This window comes from Bradyrhizobium sp. GCM10028915 (genome assembly GCF_042666195.1).
GTDB classification, from domain to species: domain Bacteria; phylum Pseudomonadota; class Alphaproteobacteria; order Rhizobiales; family Xanthobacteraceae; genus Bradyrhizobium; species Bradyrhizobium canariense_D.
Window position 1 is genome coordinate 50,809 of sequence record NZ_JBHTFN010000065.1, and the last position, 21,118, is coordinate 71,926.

The window sequence follows — 21,118 nt, forward strand, 5'->3', positions numbered from 1 at the left end:
AGATTCTCCAGCGGGTCTCTGCTTGGCGGGAGACTTCGACTGAAATCGAGTGCGGCATTCCTCCGTGTTCTCTTTGTCGAGTTGGCGGCCGCTCAGACACTACCGACCGGCCGCCTCGCAGTGTGAGCTGCCGATCGGGCCTGTAGCTCAATGGTTAGAGCCGGCCGCTCATAACGGTCTGGTTGCAGGTTCGAGTCCTGCCGGGCCCACCAATACTTTCAAGGGCTTGGCCCGGCTTTGTGCGCTTGGCCTTTTCGTCAACCAACGAAACAACCAATCCTACGTTCTTGCTCGGTGCGGAGTGCGTTCCAATCGCGTTCGCAGCGCCCCGCAAGTGGTCGGGGTGGTGATGGCCATAAGTGTCGCGAAGGGTCTTCTCGCTCATGCCAAGAAAGCCGGCAGCTTCCCACATGGGCGCCGCACGCTGCATTAGCCAGGTCGCGGCGGTATGGCGAAGTGTGTGTGGCGTAACGTTCCCGGTGGACACATCAAGGCCAGCAATTCGGACCCCCGACGCAAAGCCGGTCTTGACCGACGCCACAGGCCGGCCATTCCATTCCACGAAGTAGCTCCTTGCAATGCCGAGCCGGGCCCACCTTCTAAGGTGAGCAAGCAGCCCGTCCGGCAACGGAACTGGCGTCTGACGTTTTGTGCTGGCTCGCTTGCCGATCGCGAGCCGATTGAAGATACCGCTTTCCAGATCAACGAAGGACTTTCCTGCCGCACGAAATGGAGAAGCGGTCGCTATCGCGCCAGCACGCGTTCCCGTATAGAGGCCAATCAAAGCGAACCGCGCCACGTGTCTCAGAGGCCGCTTGTCAGTCTCAATCTTCCGCCCCTTGAAAGGTCCGACGTGAACCGTTTGCGTCTCACGATAACGCCAACACGCCCAAAGAAACTTTGCGGCCTCATTGCGAGACAGCCACCGCTCACGCGGCAAGCCCTTTTCCGGCAAAACCACGCGAACAATTCCGCGGTGAAAGCCTTCCTTGGCGTGATGATTGATGGCGGCACGAAGGTCTTCTAGATCACGGCGCGCGCCACCATTGCTACCACGCGATTTAGTATATGCCCGGCAATTGGCACCGTTGACCTCCGAAAGTCTTTTGCCGCCCCACCATTTATTAAGACGCGCTATCCGTTCGTCGAAATTCGATTTGTTCGCCTGAGTTTCGCGACGGTCATCGTCATAAACAGAAAGCACGTCCGCAACGTCGATGTCCTCAATATCCTGGAGGCGCCGTGCCGGGGTGTACTTCTCGCCGATGTAAGCGGCTAAGCGCTCTTGCGCCGGTCTATCCTCGCCTGCAAAGCATCCCGTGGCGATATGCTCCCGACCGTCGACGATGATCCACGTTCCCTTCGCAGTGAGCTTGCCGTCTTTGCGGCGCTCCCTTCGCCACCACAGGTGCGGCCCTCTGCTCTGACGCGGCATAGCTTCCTCATTTCCTCGACAGCGCGGAGACTCGTAAAATCTTTGTTGGCGATACCTCGACTACTAGTCGGCCAGCCTTCGCTTCCCGTCGCAGTCCGCTTTCCGTCATACCGCCGAGCGGGAAAGCGTATGCGACCACGTCCTTAAGCCGCAACGGGACATCGGGGCCGATGTTGTCGTTGGCTGGACTCTGTAATGGACTTACGGACATGAATTCCTCAATATTGACAGCAAGATATACACGACATTTTGTCGGATTTCAATTGTGTTTCCACTGGAGGCGATCAACTTGCGCGACTTTTCATTACTCGCAGCACAGATCCGAGCCGCACGGGGGCTGCTGGGGTGGTCGCAAGCTTACTTAGCTAAAGGCTGCAAGATTCATCGTGCCACGCTGGTTGATTTAGAGTCCGGCAAACGAGAGCCGCACGAAGCAACGCTAAGTGTGCTTATGAGCGAACTCACTGCAGCCGGTATCGTTTTCACTGATATGGGCGTGCAGTTTAGAAAGTGGCCACAAAGGGCGTATGTGCCGACAGGATTAAAGCCTAACAAACGATAAAACCATTGACGCCTACTGTGGGTTGCAGCACATCTGCGCCCGCGTGATTCAAAGGGGGGCATAATGAACGCAGACAGATTGCTTGAATTATCGGACTTCTTGATAGGCTTGGACAGAGAATTAGAAGTACAATCTGGCCTTGAAAAGCTAGTCCGCGATCTAGACCAAGTCATAAGTAACCCCGGTCACGCCCCTTCCCAAACTCAGTTTGCTCAAGCGTTCGAACAATTCCGTTTGACCTGGGCCGCCATGGCAAGTTGGTTTTCGCCAACGCAAGTAAAACTCATTTCCGAAATACGTGGCGCACCATTTTTCATTGACGACGTTCCATCACAACTAGATGAGATTGTGAGAGGGAACAGCATCACACCAGCAGTAGTCAGAAGCGAAATCGAAACGTTCAGAACTCAGCGTGAGCAATACCTTACGACTCTAATCTCGCTTCGTGACAGCCTCAAGCACGTTGGCATTGAGACGTATAAGCTCGACGCTGACACCGCCGAGATAGGCTTGCTCTTACCTCGCGATCTATTCGACAACGAGCTAGGCGGGCTCGTCAAAGAACTACGCACGATCAATCGTATAATGAGAGCATTCTCTGAGGCCGCTCTAGGCAAGCCTGAGCCGGTCGAAGTTCATCAAATCTCAACAAGCGACCCAATTTTCTTCTTCGGTCTTGATCCTGCAACGATCGCGTTGTTGGCGGGCGCAGTAACTTGGGCTCTGAAGACTTGGAAAGATGTCGAAGAGATTAGGAAAATCAGGACCGAGACACAAAAGGTCAAGAGCTTTAGTAAGGAGGAAATTGAAGAGATATTTGACAGCAAAATTCAGAAAGAAGTTCGAATTGCTATCGATCAGAAGGTTGATGAGATCATCCCCGCCAAAGACGGTGCAGGTCGTCACCATGAGCAGCGGAGCGACATGGCTTGGGCACTAGAATCGATTCTCGGAAGGATCGAGCGCGGGATGACGGTTGAGCTTCGCTTCTTGCCTCCAAAGGAGGGAGAACCGATCGCCGAACAAGCAGCTAGCTTCGAGACTCTAAAGGCAACTGTTCCGCAACTGCAGTTTCCCGAGCCCGACAAAATCCCGGTACTTGCGCTACCGCCTTCCGATCCCCCGAGCGAACAACCGAGAACGTGAATAACCTTCAGATGCCTACGGCGCGAAATCAAAAATGTCATCATCGAACGGCGTGCTATTTGCTGCATCAAGCTTATCAAACGCCCTGTCTACCGCTCTCCTGTCCCAGATGGTCCGCCCGTAAGTCCGCTTTGGCGCGGGCATGTCGCCGGCCGCAACCATCTTATCCCAAATCGAGTGCGAGACTCCGACGTAGGCTGCCGCACGTACTCGCGACAGCCCACGCGGCCAATAGGGATGATCCCGATCGTCCATGCTATGCAGGCTCAACGCTCAGAACTCCGCTTAACTCCACTATGAAGGCACGAGACGGCTGCGGCCCGGCACGCAACTCTAGAATCACGCCGCTTGCTCCTAGTCTTTCGGCATCCGCCATGTGTTGTGCTGCAGTCGTCTGATCGATGTACCCGGCTTCGACCAGACTGGCCAACAGAACCTCGTTCGCAACCAACTGCGCGGTGATGACTTGCATTCTCGGTTTCCCCATGCCGGAATCGGCATGGGATACGTTGATCGAAGAAAAGTCGCCGAACAAGATCCGAGATGTCGCTGAAATCGCTAATCTGCATGGCGCTTCTTGTCGCTAATTCGGCTTCAGCGAGTCGCAATGTGCCAACTCAGTTGCGCAACTGTGAGAAACGTTGGCGATCAGCGCAAAACAAAATCCATAAAAGAAGGCCACAAGCCCAGAGAACATCTTGCCTCAATCTCAGCCTGTGTGACAATAGGCGACTCAACCGAGAAAGAGGCAATGACGGACCAGCCACAAGAGCCGCCGTTCGAACAGGTGAAATGGGCACACGAGCAGCAGATCGAGGAGCGAAAGTGGACGCACGAACTGAAGCGCGACGATGCCAAGCGGGCACATGACAGCAACCGGGACTTTCATACCGAGATCAACAAAGAGACTGTATCGGCATCAAATCTTACGCTGCGAACCCTCGTAATAATCAACGGCGGCGCAGCGATCGGGGTGCTTACCTTCCTCGGGGGCGTGGCTTCGAAGATAAATCTCGACTTCGCCCATGTCGGTGTCGTGGCAGGCTCAATAAAATGGTTTGCCTTTGGAGTGGCGCTCGCTGTTTCAGGCATGGCATTAGCCTATCTCGCTCATTTCACCATGGCTGGGATCGCTTCCTCAAAAAGCAAGAACTGGGAGCACCCCTACGTTACAGACGGCCCAAAAACGAAATATTGGAAGCGCGCAAATCATGCGTTTCACTGCGCTGCCGTATTTGCTGCTATTTCCTCTTTGATTCTGTTCCTGATTGGAATGTTCACGACCAGCAATGCTATAACTCACATGCTAGTAAAGTGAATTGATAGATCGAAAGATGGGCCGCCCCGTTCCCCCTCGGATCGAGTTTCGGATGGCGCGAGTAAACGATTGCGGGTGGGGAAGCGCAACATCCATGGTTGGGTCGGTATAGCATGGCACTTCCTGTATCAACGGAGACCGATCGCACGGTTTACCTGCGGAGTATCGTACAGAATACCGATCCGGAGGAGATAATGACCACCTGGTCTAAGCCCAGCGATGAAGATTACGCACTCTTTGGCCGCATTATTCATATCTACAGCGCCATCGATTTCGTACTCCGTTATGCCCTCGACATAATGGATCGCGGCGGAATGCTGGAAGCACCTTGGGCAGGCAAGACGGCGAAGCTGAGCACCTACAAGGCCATGAAAGCGCTCCGCTCGCCCCCCTTCTGGGAAGACAGCGACAAAGGCGCATTTGACGCGGTAGATCACCATAGGCGCACCCGGAACCTCGTGGCTCATTTCCTCGCCCGTCGCTTCCCCACTGAGGATGCCTTTATCTTCATGACCATGAGTGCCGCAGACTTCGAACAGGTTTACGGGATGCTGCCAGAGGCTGACAGCATGCTCTACGGCGTGACGGATGCGGGAGCCCTGAGAGACAGTATCCCCTTTCTCCTTGAGCTAAACCGCTGGTGTGCCAATCTTCCGGCAGCTTTAGCAAAGGTCTGAAGGGCTAGAGCCCTCAATCATTTGCGCCGCTTGCCCCGGCACATAACCATTCACCTCAGCCACGACATTGCGAAGACTCTCAACCGCGGCGCCTGTCTGCCTCTGCTGCTGCGTATCCGCGATCAGAAGCGCAGGAAGCCACCTGTCCGAACAATCGAAGGTGTCAACCGGCTGGCCAGTGTTCGGATGCAAGCCCGCGACGTGAACCCACTTCGGGCAGTTGTGCTTCGAGACACCGTCGAAGCAGGATGTTTTGAACGCGGTGTATGGGCATTTGATTTTTTTATCAGGCAGCATTGTTTTTAGCCTCCAATTCCCATGAATCGATTAGGTGTTGAAATGGTGAGATGTCCGTAATGGCTTCATTGGCCTTCACCTTCTCAGGGGAATTTACGAATTCAATTTCGCCGTGGTCGCCGTACCACTGGACAGCATTAATGTGATCGCACGAAGAGCAATCAACCGACTCAGATTGGCCTTCCACGCTTACCCGGTTCTCGCCCGGGAATATTACAATTCGCATCCGCTAGTCCTTGCTACAAATAATTAAGTCAACGAATTGGATATCAATATTGTACGCGTGCGCGTGGGCGCCATCGCCGCCAGCGCTGCCGGTACTCGTTGTCGCATTACCCGCGACTGCCGTCGCGCCGCCCGGAGAGTTATAAGCAGCCCCGGTGTTAAGGGCGCCTGCGTGGCTATGCGAAGACATCGTGGCTTGCGTGATGGTGGTGTTGCCAACGACCCTCGCACTGTTCAGAGCAGCAGAGAAAGCATTCGTAGCACGTTTAGCATTAGTGTCTGTGACCGTGGCCAGGGAGTTGCTTGCATCGGCAAGCTTGTTGAGTTTTCCGGTCTGTTCGTCGATACCGGTAGAAGTGGCGCTGATGGTTAGACGCCTGACAACTTCGTTAGCCAACTTGTTTGTCCTGATATACGGCACGCAAGATCAATTTTTCGCGGTGCTTTGAAATGACTGTATGAAGTCCGACACCGTATCCGATCGCAAAGTCATCGCGATGCCGCTTGGGAATAACTATTAGAGCGTCCGCTAGGGAGCGCTTGGTATCTGCGGCAAGTTGCTCGCACTGAGTATCGTCGAATCCATTTGGAAACCGTTCTACGAGCGTGCCGGCTATCTCGCCGCCATATTTTTCGCCGGCAGCGTACTGCCAATAGGCAGCAGCAGCGGCTTGCTTGGGGGTCATGATAAATCCTTTGCGCCGAGCGCGTGCGCGGCGAAATCTCTTGCGAATAATGAGGTTGTCCACAGGAAGGCCCTGTGAATAGCTGGGATAAGGTTCCGCTATTTGCAGTTGCACGCCGGGAAACGTGTTCCACTGATCGTGACGAATCGGGGAGAACCGCCAGCTTGCGACTGGCGGCCCCGATTTGCCCGCGCAACCCTTCCGGACTGCGGGCCAAACGCTGATGTTAGCAGCAACAGCAGTACATTCGGTAAGTCCCGAGAGGTCAAGTCCGGCCTTTGACTGACGGAGACTGATCTTGGCTTTGTATAAAGAGGAAAAGTACCTAAAACCGAGTAACGACACGTCGTTCGACAACGATCACCCACCGGGCAATGCAGCGCCCTTTGCTGGCATTTATCGATGTATGGGCTGTCATCGGGAAATCGGAATCGCATCGGGCCACACATTGCCTCCGCAAATCCATCACTCCCATACGTCGGCACAAGGCACAATTCGCTGGCGCATGATCGTTTGGGCGGACCACAACGCGAAGTGAGTTGCCGACGAAAAGAGGAGGTCCGGTTGAACCGGGCTTCCAATCTCGATCAGAAATACTTTTTGGAGGGGTCTTCGCCAGTCGACTCGTCGTCCGGCATGGACACCTTACTTGAATCGGTCGGCGTAGCCCCGAGTTGCCCTAGGCAAATTCGCAAAAGATTGTAGCCAGAAACTGGAAGTTCTTCCCCAACGATAATGCGGCCCTGCATTTCTGCGGCGATCGAAACGAATGCGCGGTGGCTCCGGTTGAGCCATGGAAGGTCCCTCGCGAACGTATTCCATGCTTCAATCTGGCCCTTCCCCTTCATCCATTTCGGTGGCGAGCCAAGAGGTTGCGTGACCACCGGTTCGCGTCTCAGCTTGAACCGCTTCGGGTCATGAGCGGTTCGGCCGGTGGCGGCGGCCTTCATGAGCGGTGTTCGTGCTCGTGGCATCGATTGTATCCCTGATTTTGAAAAAGTTTGAATTGCGGGAGTGCGTACGGACGACCTGGTCGGGGAAAGCCCCTACGAGCCCCCACCTCTTTTGGGTCCCCCTACTCCTAGGCATAACCTGCGGCGCGCCCCTGTCGGGAGCCCGTTAAACCAGACAGGGAACGCAGCCGCGCAAGCCGAGCTAGTGAAACAGGCTCGCTCTTGCTTGCCGTTGCAACCGTTCGGTTTCTTCCGTCTGGGCTCGATTGGACTCCTCTAGAGTAGGACACTTTGTGGCGGGCCTCCCTATGTCTGGCCCTGTGCCTGCCGAGAACGTTTCCGCCCTTCCATCCAACGCATCCAATCGTCCACGTAGTGACTCAATGCGTGACGTGTTCTTCTCGCGTTGCGTCTTGATGTTGTGCAGCCCGCTATCGATCTTGAACGGAGTAGTTTTGACGCTTTCCTTGAGAGAAGGGCTATGGTTCGCGTCGATTAAGCGAGCGAAGGCTTGATCGCATGCGCCAGCCGCCACGAGTGAGCATTCTCGCAACTCTGCACTTTCAATGAAGATTACCTTGTGACTTCCAACGGTCTCCGTTCGCTCTTTCGTTCGAGTGATGCCAACCGACACGCAAGCTTGTCTGCCACTCTCAACTTTGCGTTTGATGTCGTCAGCATACCGCTTGTTGTCGAGCGGAAACCGGAATGCCAATCCCTCGTCCGTTTCGGCAAACTCCAATCCGCTGACTGTTGAGCAGACAACTTGCGTGGGATCATGGGCTAACCAAACCTCAGTACGGGCGCCGCTGGCGAAGTGTCCATCGAAAGCGCCCTTCTCAAATACAAGAATCTCCCCGGTCTTCGTTGCAATAGGTTCTTCGGTTAGGACTGCCAGACCCTCGACGCAGAGCCGCGGCTCGTCCACGTCACATGCGGAGGACGGCGCCTCTCTAAAATATCGCGCGTACTTACGAACCATCCGATCATGAACGGATGTGTCTATGCCAATTAGATGGTTCAACGAACGGCTTCCGGAATCTGATTCATTGTAATGTGACCGTGTTCGCGCATTTCCTTAAAGGCCCAATGGTATGTGGCGCTTGCGTCTTTTGGGTGTCCCAGCGCGGTAGGCCAGATGGGCCGAAGGTAGCTCGTACTTGCGCCAGTTGCCTCCACCGCATCAAGGAAGTCGACATAGGCCGTATGCGCCTTGTGAAGCGCAGTGAGCTTAGTTGCGATATCCACTACCAACTCGCTGTGCTCCGGCGCCAACGCCTCACACAGCTTCTTCGAAGCAATTGCCTTCTCTCGCTGCAGAGCACCGTCGAATGCTGCCGAGGCTTTAACCCGGGCCTCAATTTGAGCGCGCAAGTTGGCGAGCCGTTCCGGGTCAGCCAACACTTCGGTTTCCGGAGCCTCTCCGCGCATCACCCTAAAACGGTTTTGTTCGACATTGCCAGACTGTGCAACGCCATCGCGAATGCGCTGGCTAATGACGATCGCCTCGGACCTCATTGCCGCGATTTCTGCATAGTTGCGGGCGTGGTCGGCCTGCGCGACCGCCTGCGGCGGATGAAGGCTGTTTAGATCGGGGAGTTTCACTTGATGATTCCGATATCGAAATTGATTGCTGAAATGATTCTGTTGACGTTGATTACTATCGTGGCCTCTTCCAAGAGGGCAGATGCATCCTCCTCCGGCTTCACGTTCACTACGGATGCCTTGCGCGAAGGTGAAAGCACGATCCACGTTGTTCCGATCGGGAATGGCTGACCGAGTGGCCGGCCGTGCTGAGGTGTGTCGGTGAACTTCTCGGCTAGCGAAACGGCTAAGTTGGCTGGAATACCTGTCAGCGACGCCCTGTAGGCGATAGCCAGCTTCACGAGAGTGCGCATGCCGAACCGACGTGGCTTGCCTCGTCCGTCGCCGGGGAAGTCATCGGGCGCAAGGCCGAACAGTTTCCTATCGGCCCAATGCTCAAACGTCGACTCGGGAATCGTAATAGCCTTCAGGACTTCTTTCTTTTTGAAGGTCCGGTTGGCCGGTCTGTTGGCCATCAACGGCCTCCTGTGTTTGGGGTTATCAATACTTCAAAAAATACACAGCCCGCGCGGTGACACGGGCTGTAAGTCAATTTGAGAATTGAAGTAGGGAAGCGTCGAAACGCCAATCCATACTTTCAATATAACACGCTAGTCGGTGGGGGGTGTAGACACCCACGGTTCAGCCAGTCTCACCGGCCCGCAGGCCTGATTCAGGTAAGACTTCCCGCGTTGCGGGCGAGGGACGGCCGGACGCGACACTGTGAACGTCCCAATCATCGGCCATACGTCTCGGGGAGACTCGCCGTTCCGCTCAATGCGATCCAACTTATCGTAGAATCGGGTGAGCTGGCGTAGGGCTGCCAAGATCATCGCTTGACCGGCCGCGCTTGCCTGCCCGCGGTCCTTGCGTCCTTGGTCGAAACCAAGCATTTGGGCGTTCCAGCAATCGACCATGACGCGCTTTAGGACTCTGAACCCATCACCCAGAAAATCTTCAGCGCGAGCTATCACCTGACGGGCGTGGATATATCGCTCGGTGGGACGCTTTACTGTCGGGTCATCCGCGAATGGATCGTACAGCGGCTCGCCTTGCGCAATCGCCAGATGTATTCGGAATAGCTCCGCGTTAGTCCAATTTCTCCCGTTTTCAAATTCATTGCCGCCCAATTCTTGGCGGTCTGCCATATCCTTCAGCGGATAGGGCAGTGGTTTGTTTTCGTTTGCGACAGGCGGGAGTCGGCCGTTGTCGCAGACATTTGCTATGGTCTCGACAGGCAGCGGCTTGTTAGAGCGAAAGTTGACGCGGGGGCTCGTTCGCTTACCGTCCAGCGAGACAACGTTGTGATCCCGCTGCCTTGGCGCTGGCGCCGCAATCAATGAGCCCCTGCGCCAGAGCATCGTTGAGGGTGCGCGTTCCGGAAGCGATTTTGGCCTGTGACGCAGCCGCGGTGTCAAGGCTCTGCTGCAAGACCTTAGGCCGACGCAGCGAGATGGTCCGCATCGTGCGAATGCACTAGCTTCGATACAGCATTTGGCGGTAATTTTACGCGAGCACCGGATGCCTCCCTCCTGTTATTGGGACGGCGCCTTAGAAGCTGCGCATGCGTGGCGAGAGCATGCAGAGAAGTGACGACGGCGGCAAAAAGGGCACTGAAGCCAACCCAAGCCAGCGGACTGGACAGAGTTGAAAAACTACAGTCCTTGGCAATCCCTTTCGTCCGTTCTTTCCGGGTGGCCTAGAAAACACCCACCCTATAGGTATCTAAGTAGCAGGAAAAGCGCCCGCCGAAGAGTAGGCAGGATGATCGGATGAAAGATTATATCTTATGATATATTATTGATATTATTGCTTTTTCCTCGAAAACTTTCGTCCGTTTTGGCTTACTACAAAAGCCGGACGAAACGGACGAAAGGGTTTTTGCAAGAACCTTTTGGCTACCGACGAAAGCCCCCGATCGGATGAAAGATCGGACGAAAGGTTAGGCCGGGTAGTACCGCGCCTGCGGTCTACCCTTCGTCGCTGTGATCTTCGTTTCGATCCGGCCAGCCAAAACCATGTCAGACAGCAGCTCTTCGCGTCGCTTGCGATCGATGCTGGCGCAACGGTCGGCTATCCTACCCGTGGTGATGCCTTCTGACCCGGCCCGTTTGATGTGGCCGAAGATTCGATTGCGATCCGCCTCGCGTTGGTTGTCGGAAATACGATCAGCCGTCTCTTCAATCATCGTGCAGGTCGATAACCAAGCCAGTTGCACCGCCCATTTCATTGCAGGGCCGGTGATGTCCTCGTGCCGGCCAGCCACCGAGACGGTTAGCGCTAGCTTGATTGCGTGTTCGGCGGCGCGATTCAGGATCGGTGCAGTTCCTTTAGTCGGCCGGGTCGCTTCAATGACCGCCTGAAACCCTTCCAGTTCGGCCGCTGCATCAACCGAATAGCGAACCGTAACCGGCTTGCCGGCTGAACTGCCGTGATCGTTGTGCGACAGATTACCTGCACTACGGCCAGCCATAGCCAACGCCTGTACGGCCTCGATAAGTGTCTTGGGAACATCATCTACGCTGCGGCTTGGCTCTACGCGGTTTGGCTTCGGCCCGGTCACATTGAACAGCATGAACCGTGGCAGCAAGCCGTCTGCAGTGTTCAGCGAACTCACCGACGCCCAGAAATCGTCTGGGGTCGACGTGCCGTAGATGCAGAGATTCGGATTGTGAATCTTCTGTGGCGCCTCTTTCGCGTACGCCGCTCCCTCAAAAAACGTGGATGCACTTGTGAACATTTCAAGCAGATCGCTTCGAATGAGCACGCTGTGAATCCCGGCCCGAGGATCGTTTATCTGCCGCATCATGCCGCCGAATTCATCTACCATGCACAGGCACGATGGCTTAGCTAGCACTGAACTCCGCAGCGCGCTCGCTGACATGAAACGGTTCGGGCCTGAGAACCTGTCCAAACCCGCCGCGGTAATGAGCCGCTTCAACTGGGTCCTGGCATGATCCTTACCGTAGCCAGAGTCCGCCAGAGCTACCGTATAAAAATTAGTCCGGAGATCGGTCTGACTGGCGAAGCGTCTCCCAAGCAGCGCGCCGACGAATGGAAGCACCGCAGACAGCGCAAGCTCGCGAGAAGGGCGGCTAGACGAGGATACTATCCAGTCAATGAGTTCGCTAACCACACCACCGGGGTTGGTAAGCTCGCTAAGGTCGTCACCGCTCGTGGGAGCCTGATCCGGTTCTTCATTGTCGTTATCCGCCACAACGGCTGGAAAATATCGCGACCACACTTCGCTTCTGGGAATGATGGTGTCGCGCCCTTGGTGGAAGATGCTGCTTACATCCGTCCGGTTATCCTCATTCACCTTGTGCAGTTCTACTTCGCGATCAAGTAATTCTCTGCATCGGTGATAAGGCAGCATATTCGCCGAGTTCAGATGCCCGAGCTGTAAAGCTGCATGGCAAGCGTCTGCTAAGCCGGGGCCTTTCCACAACGAAATAATTGTTCGGGCAGCTAGTTCGCCATGCTCTCGAATGCGTTCACTGGCGCTCTTCTCTGCGGCCATTATGCTGCACCCGTTTCAACACCGCGGGTCAGATTGGCTTGCAGGCTGTCGAGCCATGCGGAGAAATCCGGGGGATCCGTACGAAAGCAGACATCACGGTTCGTCTCGCTGATAGCGGCAAGGCAAGCCGGACTGGTAACGAGCGGCGCGAGTCGATTCCAAGCGTCATCGGAGATATGGATTGCGGCCTCCAACTCCAAAAGTCGTCGTGACGCCTTTGCGTTTCGGTCGTCATGACCGTAGCGCTTGGCGTTTTTACCGCGCCAGCCTGAGGAGATTCGAAACTGATTTGAGAGAGTGGACTCAAAATTAGATTTGTTGTGAAAAAACATTGTACTTTCTGCTTGTGGTAGTGAGCCGCGCAATTGCGGAAGCCTCGTCATAAATGGAAGCCCGCCGATAACGCGACGGGCGCCCTAAAATCAATTCTGCACGTCGGCTGCGAGCATGCCGAAGTATGTGTCAAAGTCAGGCGCGGACCTCTGCCCAGCAATGATGTCGGCATTCAAGTGCATGACGGCCAACTGCAGTTTAGGTGCGAACGGTTCGTAGAGCGGTGCGATGCGCGCCCAATGGCCGTCAGACACATTGTCTTCTGCCGTGCGTACGATCTGATTGAGCCGGCCGGCTGTCTCGGTGTTTCTTGGGTCTGCGGTAAGCAGCTTGGTCGAGGCGGCAGTAAGGGTTGAGGTAAGGTATTTGATAAAGTCGAGCTTGTTAGACATAGTATCCTTGAATGACCGGGCAATTCCGGTGTTGGAGCACGCGAAAAGCCGCCGCGTGCGTTGCGGAGAGCAAAATGGCTCGGTTAGGTAATCAATTGGTCGTGGGGCAATGCCCGCACTGTGGAGTAGCCAATCCTGTTCTGAACAAGTTCTGGCAAAGTCAAACCCCTCTGCCCCGAGCTACTCCCGGCCCGGCAAGCGTGTGGGCCGTTTTTGCCTGCACAAGCTGTGGAAGTGCCGTGTTGGCGAAGGGCGCTCCGAATCAGCAAGAATCTAATCCAGAGATCGTCGAAGTAATCCCTGCGCCAAAAACCGCTCACGCGGATATTCCGGAGCCAGCACGCACATTTCTACAGCAAGCCTTCGGAACACTGCATGCACCAGATGCCGCGGCAGTCATGGCCGGCAGCGCGGTTGACGGAATGCTGAAGGCCAAAGGCTATGTAGACGGCTCGCTGTACGCACGCATTGATGCCGCTGTTGGGGGGCACGCTTTGACTACGGAAATGGGCGACTGGGCGCACGAGGTTAGGCTTGGGTCTAATCGTCCGCGCCACGCAGATGCGGAGAAGCCGCATGTCTCTCCTGAAGAGGCAAGACAGTCGGTCGAGTTTGCGGAGGCTCTAGGCTTCTTCCTCTTCGTTCTTTCCAAGCGTGTTGAGCGAGGCGTCCAGGCTGCCAAAACGGCTTCTACCTCGTGAGCAGAGGCCGCCTCGGTGGCGGCCTTAGACCTGTCGGATAGGAATTAGGGGGCGTTATGTGCGGGCGGTGGGTGCCTTGGGCTGGGGCGCTGCTCCCATTCGTCCTGACATTTGCGTACGCATATTGGTGGTCCAATCTCCGGCAGCGCGCGGCGCAAACGGATGGCTCTGCGGTAGGTTTACTTATCTTCGTTAGTAGCGCTCTCGGCGGACTTATCGTTGCAAGCAAGCTATGCCATTAATCTGTACCGATCGATGCTCCAACCAATCAATAACCAATACTACGGCGCAACCAAACGCGAACAAACACGGTCAGTCGTCACTGGATTCATCTACGTTTTCAGTATCCTTCGGGCGCCCCTTCCCGCTCATAACGGTCTGGTTGCAGGTTCGAGTCCTGCCGGGCCCACCAGAGCTTTCAACCACTTAGCTCGAGATCCGCGGTCATTGGCAATCGACCGCCTCAGCTACCGCCACAGATATGTGCCCCATCTGTTCAACCGCGCCGCCGCGAGGTGAGAACGATGAGGCGGACTCTGAAGATCGCTGCGGCCCTCGCCGTCGGCGCCGGCGCCATTTGGCTCGGCCTTGCCATCTACAACGCCAAGCCCCTGAAATGCATCTCCTACCTGGACGGCTGGTGCATCAAGAAGACCGTGGATCGATAGGAGAACCAAATGAGCGGAAGAGAAATCAATCGGTGCTACATCCAGGACGTACAATTTGAGATGCTGGTGCACGACCCTGGGCAGCCGGCGGAACCCTGCATTGTTGTTCAGGGCACGACGGAGCACGTCTATTTGCCGGTAAGTAAGCTCCAATGGTTTGACTGGAAAATCATCTGCCAGTTGCACAACAACGAAGGCCAGATCGGCGCTCCGACTGAGCGGATCAAGCGGCTGGACTCGATCGTTCCGCAGAGTATCGACATCACGCGCACGGGCGACGGCAAGGTCGCCGTGATCGTCGACTACGGCCACCCGACACAGCAGGTCTTAACGCTGGAGCCGGAGGTCGCTTCCGGGCTTGGGACCAGCCTGGTTGCTGCCGGGGCAGATCCGTCAACGCCTTCGACGAAGCACTAGACCGGATGACGGGCAGATTGACCGGTCCTGAGCGCGTCGCGGGACGCGCAGTGCTCTTTGTAGCCCACGCGCAGCCCACGGAGACGGCGGCACTCACGGATAGCGAAGCTAACCGACCTTCATAAAGCGGGGGTCTCGGAAGGCACCAGCATCGGTCAACACGCCATGGCCGGCAAGGGGCAAGAGAAATTCCAGTTGGTCGCGATTGCGCGCGGCGCGGCTTCGAGGCACCATTTCCACAGGCTGCGGAAGCGGCGGAAGCTTCGGAAATCGACGATCAAGCAGTTGCTCTACCGTCGCGATCTGAATCCTCGGCAACTTTCCGTGGGCTGACTTAGGCACAAAGCCTGCGCCCGACGCATCGGCCTGCATAGATCTCGTCGGCTCCGCAAGCGTCACTAGAATGCCCATGTTGGCCCCTTCACGCTGAACGACGCCCGACAATTCTCTGACCATCACAGGCGAGACATGGTCCCCGCCTTTTACCGAAAGAATGATGCGGCCCATCCCATACGGGCCATTTGCAAAATAGATATTTGCATCAATGCCTCGATCGGCCCCCTTCTTCGATTCATAGGTTTGCGCACCAAGAAGCCATGCCGCCCACCACTGGAATTGGTACTTGTCACGACGGGCGAGATCGTGCGCGCCTGCTACATCGGTAGGGCGGCCATAGACGCCATAGTTGCACCCCACGTAGCGGGCGAGCCGCTTTTCAATAAGCGTAATTGCATAATGCGTCACGTCGATGCCAAGCCACCGGCGGCCAAGCTTCTCTGCCGCTTCGACACTCGTTCCGCAACCGCAGAACGGATCCAGAATGGTAGCGCCGGGCTCTGTTGTTGAATTGATTATGCGCTCCAGGAGGCTCAATGGCTTTTGGGTCGGGTATCCCAACCGCTCTTGGGCCTGCGAATTAATTGGAGATATATCATCCCAAAGAGTATCTACCGTCTCGCCCGGGAGCTCGTCTAAAAATCTCTTGCGCTGCAGTCGTTTTGTTTTGGAGTCCGGGAAGTGAACTCGTCCCTCGGCGTCCATCTTCTTCATCGTCTCCGGCGAGACCGCCCAACCTTTTTCCGGTGGCTCAAACCCTTTATACGCGTACTTCAAGTTTGGGCGCATGGAAGGGCTAGTCAGATTGTCCAACCTAAAGCGACGGCCGGACGCATCAACATGCGTGAACTTTGAGGCTATATAGTCGGGGTTATTGGGCCGGTATTGACGTTCAAAAACGCTCTCCGACGATCGGGCGTAAAACAGAATGACGTCATGGCTCACGCCAAACCGTATTGCGGCGTTGTTTGTTTCGCCACGCCCTGCCTTGCGCTTCCAGATGACCTCATTCCGGAAGCAGTCGTGGCCAAAAATGGAATCGAGGATTAATTTCAGATAATGGCTGGCCGTGGGGTCGCAGTGGAGGAACAAGGAGCCCTTATGCGAAAGCGTTCGGTGCATCTCCTGGAGCCTGATGGTCATCATGGCGAGATAGGCCATCATCCCACTTTCGCCTAGCCATGTGCGCAAGGCGCTTAATAGAACAGCGGTCTCTCCGCCGCCCTTCTCAACCTCATGATAGGCAAGGGACGCGGCTTCTCCCCATCCCCACGTATCGCGGAAGGCTTCTGCCTGCGCCTCCGACGAGCGGCCCCCCTGATCCCCGAACAGTACGTTATAGTTGGCGTTCGAATTGAACGGCGGGTCTAGGTAAATCAGATCAACCGATTCGTCTTTCACGTGCTCTCGAAGCATCGTGAGATTGTCGCCAAAATAGAGCTTATTCGCCGGTACTCTTGCCACGTTGAACCCCCGCCCTCACACGGGAGCGAAGCTTCCAGCACAACCCCACAAGGTTCCCCTAACCATCCGGAATGATTCTTGGGATGGTAACTAGCGAGTAAATTACAGGGGGCCCCATCGTCGACGGCTCCGAGTCACGCAATCGCTATCCCGGCCTCAGCGCTGGACCGGGGGCCCTTCTCCGGCCGTCCGAACGCCGCTGATAGCCGTTCGAACAGCAGCGTGCAGATCGCCGCCCGCAACTGGACGGCCTGCCGGTTGGGCTGCGCTTGGCGCATGAGGGCCAGCAAGTCGACATCGTCGAAAGCCTCGATCCAACGAAGCCCCAGGTCTGCCCATGCAGGCTGCGCCGCGATGAGGTCCGACACGGCCCAGATGATCGGTGCTTTGAGAGCCCGTTCATTGCCCGACGATTCGGTGATCGTCCGCAGGACCAAAGTCAGGTGGCCGGGCCCGTGCGCATCGAAAATAGCTGAGATCGTGGCGCCGGCGCACGTTCGATTATTGCCTGGACCGACGGTCGTCGGCACAATCTCGATGCCCATGTCCTGGCGGATGGAGTCCGCGCAAATCGGCATGATGCGGGCATAACTAGCCCTGATGGTTGGAAAGCGCCAGACGGTCGGTTGCGCCGCTGCTGTTGAGATTGGCCTGAGGATGAGCGACCGGTACCCCTTTGGGGTAGTTATGTTTTACGATAGCCTCCGCGCGAAGGAATCGCGATGGCTTCATTCGAGTCCGACATATTAATCCTCTGCAAGACCTACCCCTCCCCGAGTGGGAAGCACGTCGAGACGTCTTGCGTGGCCGGCATGCTACCCGATGGGTCTCTGATACGGCTGTTCCCCGTGCCGTTTCGACTGATCGACGGATCTCAGCAATTCAAAAAATGGCAATGGGTTCGCGCGCGCATCGATCGAGCTCGCGCCGATCGCAGACCGGAAAGTCACAAACTGTTTGTCGACACTGTCCGCTTTCTGGGTGAACCGTTGCCAACCGCGGCAAAGTGGAAAGCCAGGCGGGAATGGACTGACAAATTCAAGGTCTTCGATGATTTCGCAAATCTAGATGCTCATCGCGCATCCGCCGGAACGACCTTGGGGATCGTGCGACCCCGGACAGTCGGGTCCATTGAAATCACACCGGTCGCACATCCGGAGTGGACCAATGAGGAAAGAGCTAAATTGCTACAGAGCCAGCACCAGGGTGGGCTATTTGACGAAACAGATGCAAAAACTCTGACTACCCTCAGGAAGTTGCCTTTCGACTTCCACTATCATTACGTCTGCACAGTGGGTGGCGTCGATCGCGAATATAGGCACAAGATCGTCGATTGGGAGGCAGGCGCCTTGTATTGGAATTGTTTTTTCCGGCATGGCAGTGCTTGGGAAAAGCCCTTCAGAGACCAACTTGCGGTCAAGCTGCCTGCTGCCGATTTGATGTTCCTAATGGGGACGATCCACCGGTTCCCAGAACAGTGGCTCATCGTCAGTCTGATCTATCCGCCTAGGCGGCCGATCGAACAGACGGACCAGCCATCGCTTTTTGACCTGTGAGGTGCACTACGGTGAATCCGCCGACGGCGGCGGCGGCCTCGGCAACGAATTTGCGATGGCAACGTTCGAAGTCAGCCTCGAAGCACACCAAGCAGGCGCGGCCCTGCTTCGCAATGCTCACAATGTCGGCGACGTCCTCGCGACGCCCCTTCAGATGCGCCAAGAAGCCCACGCTATAAGCAGACCAATCGCCATCAACCTTATAGCGATCCCGAACAGGTTTTGGACATCCGACCCCGGCTGCATGAACGTAAAGTATGCCGGCCTTCTCGAGGTAGGCGGAAAACGACTTTTTCGAGAAGCCGTGCTTTCGCGACAATGGGTTCGCGCGCACATCAACCACCGTTCGAGTGCCCGAAGCTTTAAGCCGTTCAATGAACGCCTGAATAGTAAGGCCTTCATAGCCGAACGTTTGAAGATATATTGCCATTACGGTTGTTTGCTCTACTCGATCAAGAATCTCAAGAAAATGATTACATTTCGTTACGGCCTCGTCAGACGAGATCGCACCACTTCGGCAGATTTGCCGCCAAGGACGGCTGAGGTCCACCTTCGGTATGTACGGCCCCCGGCGCCCCTCCCGACGCAGTGACAACCCCCAGCGCTTTGCCGTCGGCGCCGATAATCGGAGAGCCAGACATCCCTCCTCTGATGCCGAACCATGCTCCGCGCAACCATAGGGGACCACCCGAGCTGAGGACCTCGCACGCCTGCCCAGCCGCAGTCGAGGGAAAGCAGGTAGGCCGCTTTTTCATCCTCTCGCGCCTTGCTGGCACGGATAGGCTCGACACCTTCGACAAGCTCATCGTACGCAAATGCTTCTTCCGCAAGAGCCTGATTGTCGACCGAGCCTAGAACGGCAATGTCGCCAATTGGATCGACGAACAGGCATTCAGCCCAGATCGTGCGGCCCTCCCCGAGAGCTCCCATCAATTCTGGATAGGTCCGCTCCCCGGTAAAGCTGATCGCTGCACTAGGTGGAAACTTGGGCAAGCAATGCGCGGGGTGACAACGAGTCGGCGCGCCAACCGCTCCTGTGTCTCAACAACAAAGCCTCGACCGTCACCCACTGCCACTACTGCAGCGGTCAACAACTCAAGATTCAGCATCGCTCTTCCCAGTCGCTCGTGATCCATGTGAGGCATCGGCTGATGCCCCTCAGCCATTCCTCGCGCGCGATCTCCGGAGCCTTTCCCGACCAGGCCCACGCTTCAACGGGTAACGCAGAAACGTAGTCCAATTGCCGGCGGAGATCTTCGGCGGTTGGCGTCGCGGCGAACAGGACACTCTGCAGCGCAAAATGCATTGCGGCTCGGCTCTGTTCGTCATCCGGTGCCGCACATTGTCGGCCGGTGGCGCGGTGCACGTCAATCGCTACCTCAACCGGCAGGTTGGCGCGGAAGACATGCGCGAATGCGTTGGCAGCCTCCGCTGTTGCTTGCTCAGCCACGGCGGAGTCCCTCGATCAATGGCAGTTCGACCGACGCCTGATATATCCCAACGACGCGTCCGACGAGAGCCTGCCGGAACTGCTCCTCGCGCCGCGGGCCGTCGACCATGCAGCCGCGGGGGATGGACAAGATAGCCCCCGGTGCGGCCGCGCGGGCGGCCTTTGCGACTTCCTGATCGTAGTCGCGCCGTCGCAAGCTGCGGGTCCACCAGCCGATGTAGTGGCCAATTTCGGAATTGAACCCCGGCCGGCAGAAGGCTTGCACGATGTCGGTGCCGCCGCTCATCCACCGGATCAGGTAAAGCTCGCCGTGTTGCGGGTCGGTATCGCTAGTATCGACGACGGCAAACTCACCTGGGCGCAGGTGCGGCGCGCTTTCGCTGTTGCCGACCAACTGCAAAATGCAGCTGGCAGGGACCTGATCGAACACCATCAGCGCTCGATATTCTGGAATGTGAAGGGGCTGGGTGCTCATGCCTCGCCCCCTTCTGAAAGGACGCGGCAGATGTCGCCGATGATGCCAGGCCCCATGATGATCGAGGCAAAATCTTGTGCTCTCTCGTCTCCCGATCGCATCCAAGCGTCATAAGCCTGGGCTTTGATCGTGATCCCTTCCGGGGTCAGGGCTGGTACGGTGGCAATGCGCCTTGCCAGCTTCTCCATCGCGTAGCAGGCTAAATCGTGCGCGCCGGAAGCCATGGTGTAGCCGCTTTGCTCGTCGGCGGCGTGAAGCTCGGCGTCGTATCGCTCTGCGAGGGGGAGCCGTTGCCTGAGGTAATCCCGGCCGGCCCGCTCCTCTTCGTCGAGCTCATCTTCATCGAGATCAGCCCACTCCTGCAGCCCGAGGCGCAGGTAGTTGGCGGTGTGATGCGATCGCTGGCCACGGTTAGGATCGGACGGCCACACAAGCTTGCCGTCCTGATCAGTTTCCTGCTCGCTGTCGGCCAGGTTGCGGCTGTAGCGGGTGACTAGCAACGCCTCCGGCAAATCAGGCCGCAGTCGATCGTAAGCGGCGCGCGCGGCCGTTTTGGCCGCTTTGCGGTGCTGGCAGATTCTATCCAGGTTCTCCATTCTGCGACCAAGGAGGATCAGCGTCGGATCTTCAGCGGCTTTCAGCTTACCCGCGGCCAGGACAGCCGGAGCGGCAGCAGCGACAGCCGAGCTGGCTGCGATTCGGAAGATGGCGAGGCGGCGTGTGATCATGGCAAATCCCCCACGTTGATGGTGTCGATCCGCATGTGGCCAGAAAGGTCTTCGTTGGATGAAAGTTGCGCGGTGGCGGTGACGGCCTGCTCGTTTTTTGCAGACGCACGTTCCCGTTGGCGCGCGGTGTTTACCGCGTTGCGCATGTCGCTCTCTCAATGTGAGGGGGTGATGAAGAACTCTCGCTTGCAGCCG

25 protein-coding genes and 1 tRNA gene are annotated in these 21,118 nt (G+C 56.6%); 9 read left to right on the plus strand and 17 right to left on the minus strand.

The window, feature by feature from the left end:
- Positions 1-136 precede the first annotated feature (136 nt).
- The 3 genes from ACFQX9_RS30030 (at position 137) to ACFQX9_RS30040 (ending at position 3,143) form a co-directional block, all read left to right on the plus strand.
- Positions 137-212, plus strand: a tRNA-Ile gene (locus tag ACFQX9_RS30030).
- A 1,488-nt stretch (positions 213-1,700) separates the two neighbouring features.
- The gene (locus tag ACFQX9_RS30035) at positions 1,701-1,997 is read left to right on the plus strand and encodes a multiprotein-bridging factor 1 family protein (RefSeq protein WP_377791344.1); all 297 of its coding nucleotides are present in this window, start codon (positions 1,701-1,703) and stop codon (positions 1,995-1,997) included.
- A 63-nt stretch (positions 1,998-2,060) separates the two neighbouring features.
- On the plus strand, positions 2,061-3,143 hold the full coding sequence (locus tag ACFQX9_RS30040) for a hypothetical protein (RefSeq protein WP_377791345.1): 1,083 nt from the start codon (positions 2,061-2,063) through the stop codon (positions 3,141-3,143).
- 256 nt (positions 3,144-3,399) lie between these two features.
- On the opposite strand, the gene ACFQX9_RS30045 is transcribed toward ACFQX9_RS30040, so the two are convergent.
- The gene (locus tag ACFQX9_RS30045) at positions 3,400-3,615 is read right to left on the minus strand and encodes a hypothetical protein (protein WP_377791346.1); all 216 of its coding nucleotides are present in this window, start codon (positions 3,613-3,615) and stop codon (positions 3,400-3,402) included.
- Positions 3,616-3,894: 279 nt separating this feature from the next.
- Here ACFQX9_RS30045 and ACFQX9_RS30050 point away from each other — a divergent pair, with 279 nt between their 5' ends.
- Together ACFQX9_RS30050 and ACFQX9_RS30055 are read left to right on the plus strand one after the other, a co-directional pair.
- Positions 3,895-4,461 (plus strand): hypothetical protein, encoded by a 567-nt coding sequence (locus tag ACFQX9_RS30050; protein ID WP_377791347.1) that lies wholly within the window; start codon positions 3,895-3,897, stop codon positions 4,459-4,461.
- 194 nt (positions 4,462-4,655) lie between these two features.
- Positions 4,656-5,138: a hypothetical protein gene (locus ACFQX9_RS30055; protein ID WP_377791349.1), complete on the plus strand. Its 483-nt coding sequence runs from the start codon at positions 4,656-4,658 to the stop codon at positions 5,136-5,138.
- A gap of 526 nt (positions 5,139-5,664) precedes the next feature.
- On the opposite strand, the gene ACFQX9_RS30060 is transcribed toward ACFQX9_RS30055, so the two are convergent.
- From ACFQX9_RS30060 to ACFQX9_RS30100, 9 genes are all read right to left on the minus strand, one after another.
- On the minus strand, positions 5,665-6,057 hold the full coding sequence (locus ACFQX9_RS30060) for a hypothetical protein (RefSeq protein ID WP_377791350.1): 393 nt from the start codon (positions 6,055-6,057) through the stop codon (positions 5,665-5,667).
- The gene (locus ACFQX9_RS30065; protein ID WP_377791351.1) at positions 6,050-6,346 is read right to left on the minus strand and encodes a hypothetical protein; all 297 of its coding nucleotides are present in this window, start codon (positions 6,344-6,346) and stop codon (positions 6,050-6,052) included. The genes ACFQX9_RS30060 and ACFQX9_RS30065 overlap by 8 nt, the downstream gene beginning before the upstream one ends.
- A gap of 587 nt (positions 6,347-6,933) precedes the next feature.
- Entirely contained in the window at positions 6,934-7,296 is a 363-nt protein-coding gene (locus ACFQX9_RS30070) for a hypothetical protein (protein WP_377791352.1), read from the minus strand.
- Positions 7,297-7,501: 205 nt separating this feature from the next.
- A complete protein-coding gene (locus ACFQX9_RS30075; protein WP_377791353.1) occupies positions 7,502-8,323 on the minus strand; it encodes an HK97 family phage prohead protease in 822 nt (273 codons plus the stop codon).
- Positions 8,320-8,904 (minus strand): hypothetical protein, encoded by a 585-nt coding sequence (locus ACFQX9_RS30080; RefSeq protein ID WP_377791354.1) that lies wholly within the window; start codon positions 8,902-8,904, stop codon positions 8,320-8,322. The genes ACFQX9_RS30075 and ACFQX9_RS30080 overlap by 4 nt, the downstream gene beginning before the upstream one ends.
- Complete coding sequence (locus ACFQX9_RS30085) at positions 8,901-9,359, minus strand: hypothetical protein (RefSeq protein ID WP_377791355.1); 459 nt, start codon at positions 9,357-9,359, stop codon at positions 8,901-8,903. Before ACFQX9_RS30085 ends, ACFQX9_RS30080 begins: the two co-directional genes overlap by 4 nt.
- Before the next feature lie 1,466 nt (positions 9,360-10,825).
- Positions 10,826-12,403, minus strand: a complete 1,578-nt coding sequence (locus tag ACFQX9_RS30090) for a hypothetical protein (protein WP_377791356.1) — start codon at positions 12,401-12,403, stop codon at positions 10,826-10,828.
- Entirely contained in the window at positions 12,403-12,735 is a 333-nt protein-coding gene (locus ACFQX9_RS30095; RefSeq protein ID WP_377791357.1) for a hypothetical protein, read from the minus strand. Before ACFQX9_RS30095 ends, ACFQX9_RS30090 begins: the two co-directional genes overlap by 1 nt.
- Positions 12,736-12,825: 90 nt before the next feature.
- Positions 12,826-13,128, minus strand: a complete 303-nt coding sequence (locus ACFQX9_RS30100; RefSeq protein WP_377791358.1) for a hypothetical protein — start codon at positions 13,126-13,128, stop codon at positions 12,826-12,828.
- A 239-nt stretch (positions 13,129-13,367) separates the two neighbouring features.
- On the opposite strand from ACFQX9_RS30100, the gene ACFQX9_RS30105 reads away from it, so the two are divergent.
- The 3 genes from ACFQX9_RS30105 to ACFQX9_RS30115 all read left to right on the plus strand — a co-directional run bounded on the left by ACFQX9_RS30105 (position 13,368) and on the right by ACFQX9_RS30115 (position 14,914).
- Positions 13,368-13,829 carry a DUF4145 domain-containing protein gene (locus tag ACFQX9_RS30105; RefSeq protein WP_377791360.1) on the plus strand — a complete coding sequence of 154 codons (462 nt, stop codon included), beginning with the start codon at positions 13,368-13,370 and terminating at the stop codon, positions 13,827-13,829.
- A 524-nt stretch (positions 13,830-14,353) separates the two neighbouring features.
- Positions 14,354-14,497 carry a hypothetical protein gene (locus ACFQX9_RS30110; RefSeq protein WP_377791361.1) on the plus strand — a complete coding sequence of 48 codons (144 nt, stop codon included), beginning with the start codon at positions 14,354-14,356 and terminating at the stop codon, positions 14,495-14,497.
- 9 nt (positions 14,498-14,506) lie between these two features.
- Complete coding sequence (locus ACFQX9_RS30115) at positions 14,507-14,914, plus strand: hypothetical protein (RefSeq protein WP_377791362.1); 408 nt, start codon at positions 14,507-14,509, stop codon at positions 14,912-14,914.
- Positions 14,915-15,022: 108 nt separating this feature from the next.
- Here the strand turns inward: ACFQX9_RS30115 and ACFQX9_RS30120 are convergent, their stop codons facing one another.
- Complete coding sequence (locus tag ACFQX9_RS30120) at positions 15,023-16,651, minus strand: DNA methyltransferase (RefSeq protein WP_377791363.1); 1,629 nt, start codon at positions 16,649-16,651, stop codon at positions 15,023-15,025.
- A 197-nt stretch (positions 16,652-16,848) separates the two neighbouring features.
- Positions 16,849-17,259, minus strand: a complete 411-nt coding sequence (locus ACFQX9_RS30125; protein ID WP_377791364.1) for a hypothetical protein — start codon at positions 17,257-17,259, stop codon at positions 16,849-16,851.
- A 267-nt stretch (positions 17,260-17,526) separates the two neighbouring features.
- On the opposite strand from ACFQX9_RS30125, the gene ACFQX9_RS30130 reads away from it, so the two are divergent.
- Entirely contained in the window at positions 17,527-18,270 is a 744-nt protein-coding gene (locus ACFQX9_RS30130) for a hypothetical protein (protein WP_377791591.1), read from the plus strand.
- Here the strand turns inward: ACFQX9_RS30130 and ACFQX9_RS30135 are convergent.
- The 5 genes from ACFQX9_RS30135 to ACFQX9_RS30155 form a co-directional block, all read right to left on the minus strand.
- The gene (locus ACFQX9_RS30135) at positions 18,221-18,700 is read right to left on the minus strand and encodes a DUF488 family protein (RefSeq protein WP_377791365.1); all 480 of its coding nucleotides are present in this window, start codon (positions 18,698-18,700) and stop codon (positions 18,221-18,223) included. The genes ACFQX9_RS30130 and ACFQX9_RS30135 overlap by 50 nt on opposite strands.
- Positions 18,701-19,372: 672 nt before the next feature.
- Positions 19,373-19,720, minus strand: coding sequence for a hypothetical protein (locus ACFQX9_RS30140; RefSeq protein ID WP_377791366.1), 348 nt, complete (start codon positions 19,718-19,720; stop codon positions 19,373-19,375).
- Positions 19,713-20,195 carry a hypothetical protein gene (locus ACFQX9_RS30145; protein ID WP_377791367.1) on the minus strand — a complete coding sequence of 161 codons (483 nt, stop codon included), beginning with the start codon at positions 20,193-20,195 and terminating at the stop codon, positions 19,713-19,715. Before ACFQX9_RS30145 ends, ACFQX9_RS30140 begins: the two co-directional genes overlap by 8 nt.
- On the minus strand, positions 20,192-20,923 hold the full coding sequence (locus tag ACFQX9_RS30150) for a hypothetical protein (protein ID WP_377791368.1): 732 nt from the start codon (positions 20,921-20,923) through the stop codon (positions 20,192-20,194). Before ACFQX9_RS30150 ends, ACFQX9_RS30145 begins: the two co-directional genes overlap by 4 nt.
- Positions 20,920-21,069 (minus strand): hypothetical protein, encoded by a 150-nt coding sequence (locus tag ACFQX9_RS30155; protein ID WP_377791369.1) that lies wholly within the window; start codon positions 21,067-21,069, stop codon positions 20,920-20,922. Before ACFQX9_RS30155 ends, ACFQX9_RS30150 begins: the two co-directional genes overlap by 4 nt.
- Between the last annotated feature and the right edge of the window lie 49 nt (positions 21,070-21,118).

Bases quoted from the DNA above. Each gene is read 5' to 3' on its own strand.
- ACFQX9_RS30040 (WP_377791345.1), top strand. From the start codon at position 2,061: ATGAACGCAGACAGATTGCTTGAATTATCGGACTTCTTGATAGGCTTG.
- ACFQX9_RS30045 (WP_377791346.1), bottom strand. From the start codon at position 3,615: ATGCAAGTCATCACCGCGCAGTTGGTTGCGAACGAGGTTCTGTTGGCC.
- ACFQX9_RS30050 (WP_377791347.1), top strand. From the start codon at position 3,895: ATGACGGACCAGCCACAAGAGCCGCCGTTCGAACAGGTGAAATGGGCA.
- ACFQX9_RS30055 (WP_377791349.1), top strand. From the start codon at position 4,656: ATGACCACCTGGTCTAAGCCCAGCGATGAAGATTACGCACTCTTTGGC.
- ACFQX9_RS30065 (WP_377791351.1), bottom strand. From the start codon at position 6,346: ATGACCCCCAAGCAAGCCGCTGCTGCTGCCTATTGGCAGTACGCTGCC.
- ACFQX9_RS30070 (WP_377791352.1), bottom strand. From the start codon at position 7,296: ATGAAGGCCGCCGCCACCGGCCGAACCGCTCATGACCCGAAGCGGTTC.
- ACFQX9_RS30085 (WP_377791355.1), bottom strand. From the start codon at position 9,359: ATGGCCAACAGACCGGCCAACCGGACCTTCAAAAAGAAAGAAGTCCTG.
- ACFQX9_RS30090 (WP_377791356.1), bottom strand. From the start codon at position 12,403: ATGGCCGCAGAGAAGAGCGCCAGTGAACGCATTCGAGAGCATGGCGAA.
- ACFQX9_RS30095 (WP_377791357.1), bottom strand. From the start codon at position 12,735: ATGTTTTTTCACAACAAATCTAATTTTGAGTCCACTCTCTCAAATCAG.
- ACFQX9_RS30100 (WP_377791358.1), bottom strand. From the start codon at position 13,128: ATGTCTAACAAGCTCGACTTTATCAAATACCTTACCTCAACCCTTACT.
- ACFQX9_RS30110 (WP_377791361.1), top strand. From the start codon at position 14,354: ATGAGGCGGACTCTGAAGATCGCTGCGGCCCTCGCCGTCGGCGCCGGC.
- ACFQX9_RS30115 (WP_377791362.1), top strand. From the start codon at position 14,507: ATGAGCGGAAGAGAAATCAATCGGTGCTACATCCAGGACGTACAATTT.
- ACFQX9_RS30125 (WP_377791364.1), bottom strand. From the start codon at position 17,259: ATGGGCATCGAGATTGTGCCGACGACCGTCGGTCCAGGCAATAATCGA.
- ACFQX9_RS30130 (WP_377791591.1), top strand. From the start codon at position 17,527: ATGCTACCCGATGGGTCTCTGATACGGCTGTTCCCCGTGCCGTTTCGA.
- ACFQX9_RS30135 (WP_377791365.1), bottom strand. From the start codon at position 18,700: ATGGCAATATATCTTCAAACGTTCGGCTATGAAGGCCTTACTATTCAG.
- ACFQX9_RS30145 (WP_377791367.1), bottom strand. From the start codon at position 20,195: ATGAGCACCCAGCCCCTTCACATTCCAGAATATCGAGCGCTGATGGTG.
- ACFQX9_RS30150 (WP_377791368.1), bottom strand. From the start codon at position 20,923: ATGATCACACGCCGCCTCGCCATCTTCCGAATCGCAGCCAGCTCGGCT.
- ACFQX9_RS30155 (WP_377791369.1), bottom strand. From the start codon at position 21,069: ATGCGCAACGCGGTAAACACCGCGCGCCAACGGGAACGTGCGTCTGCA.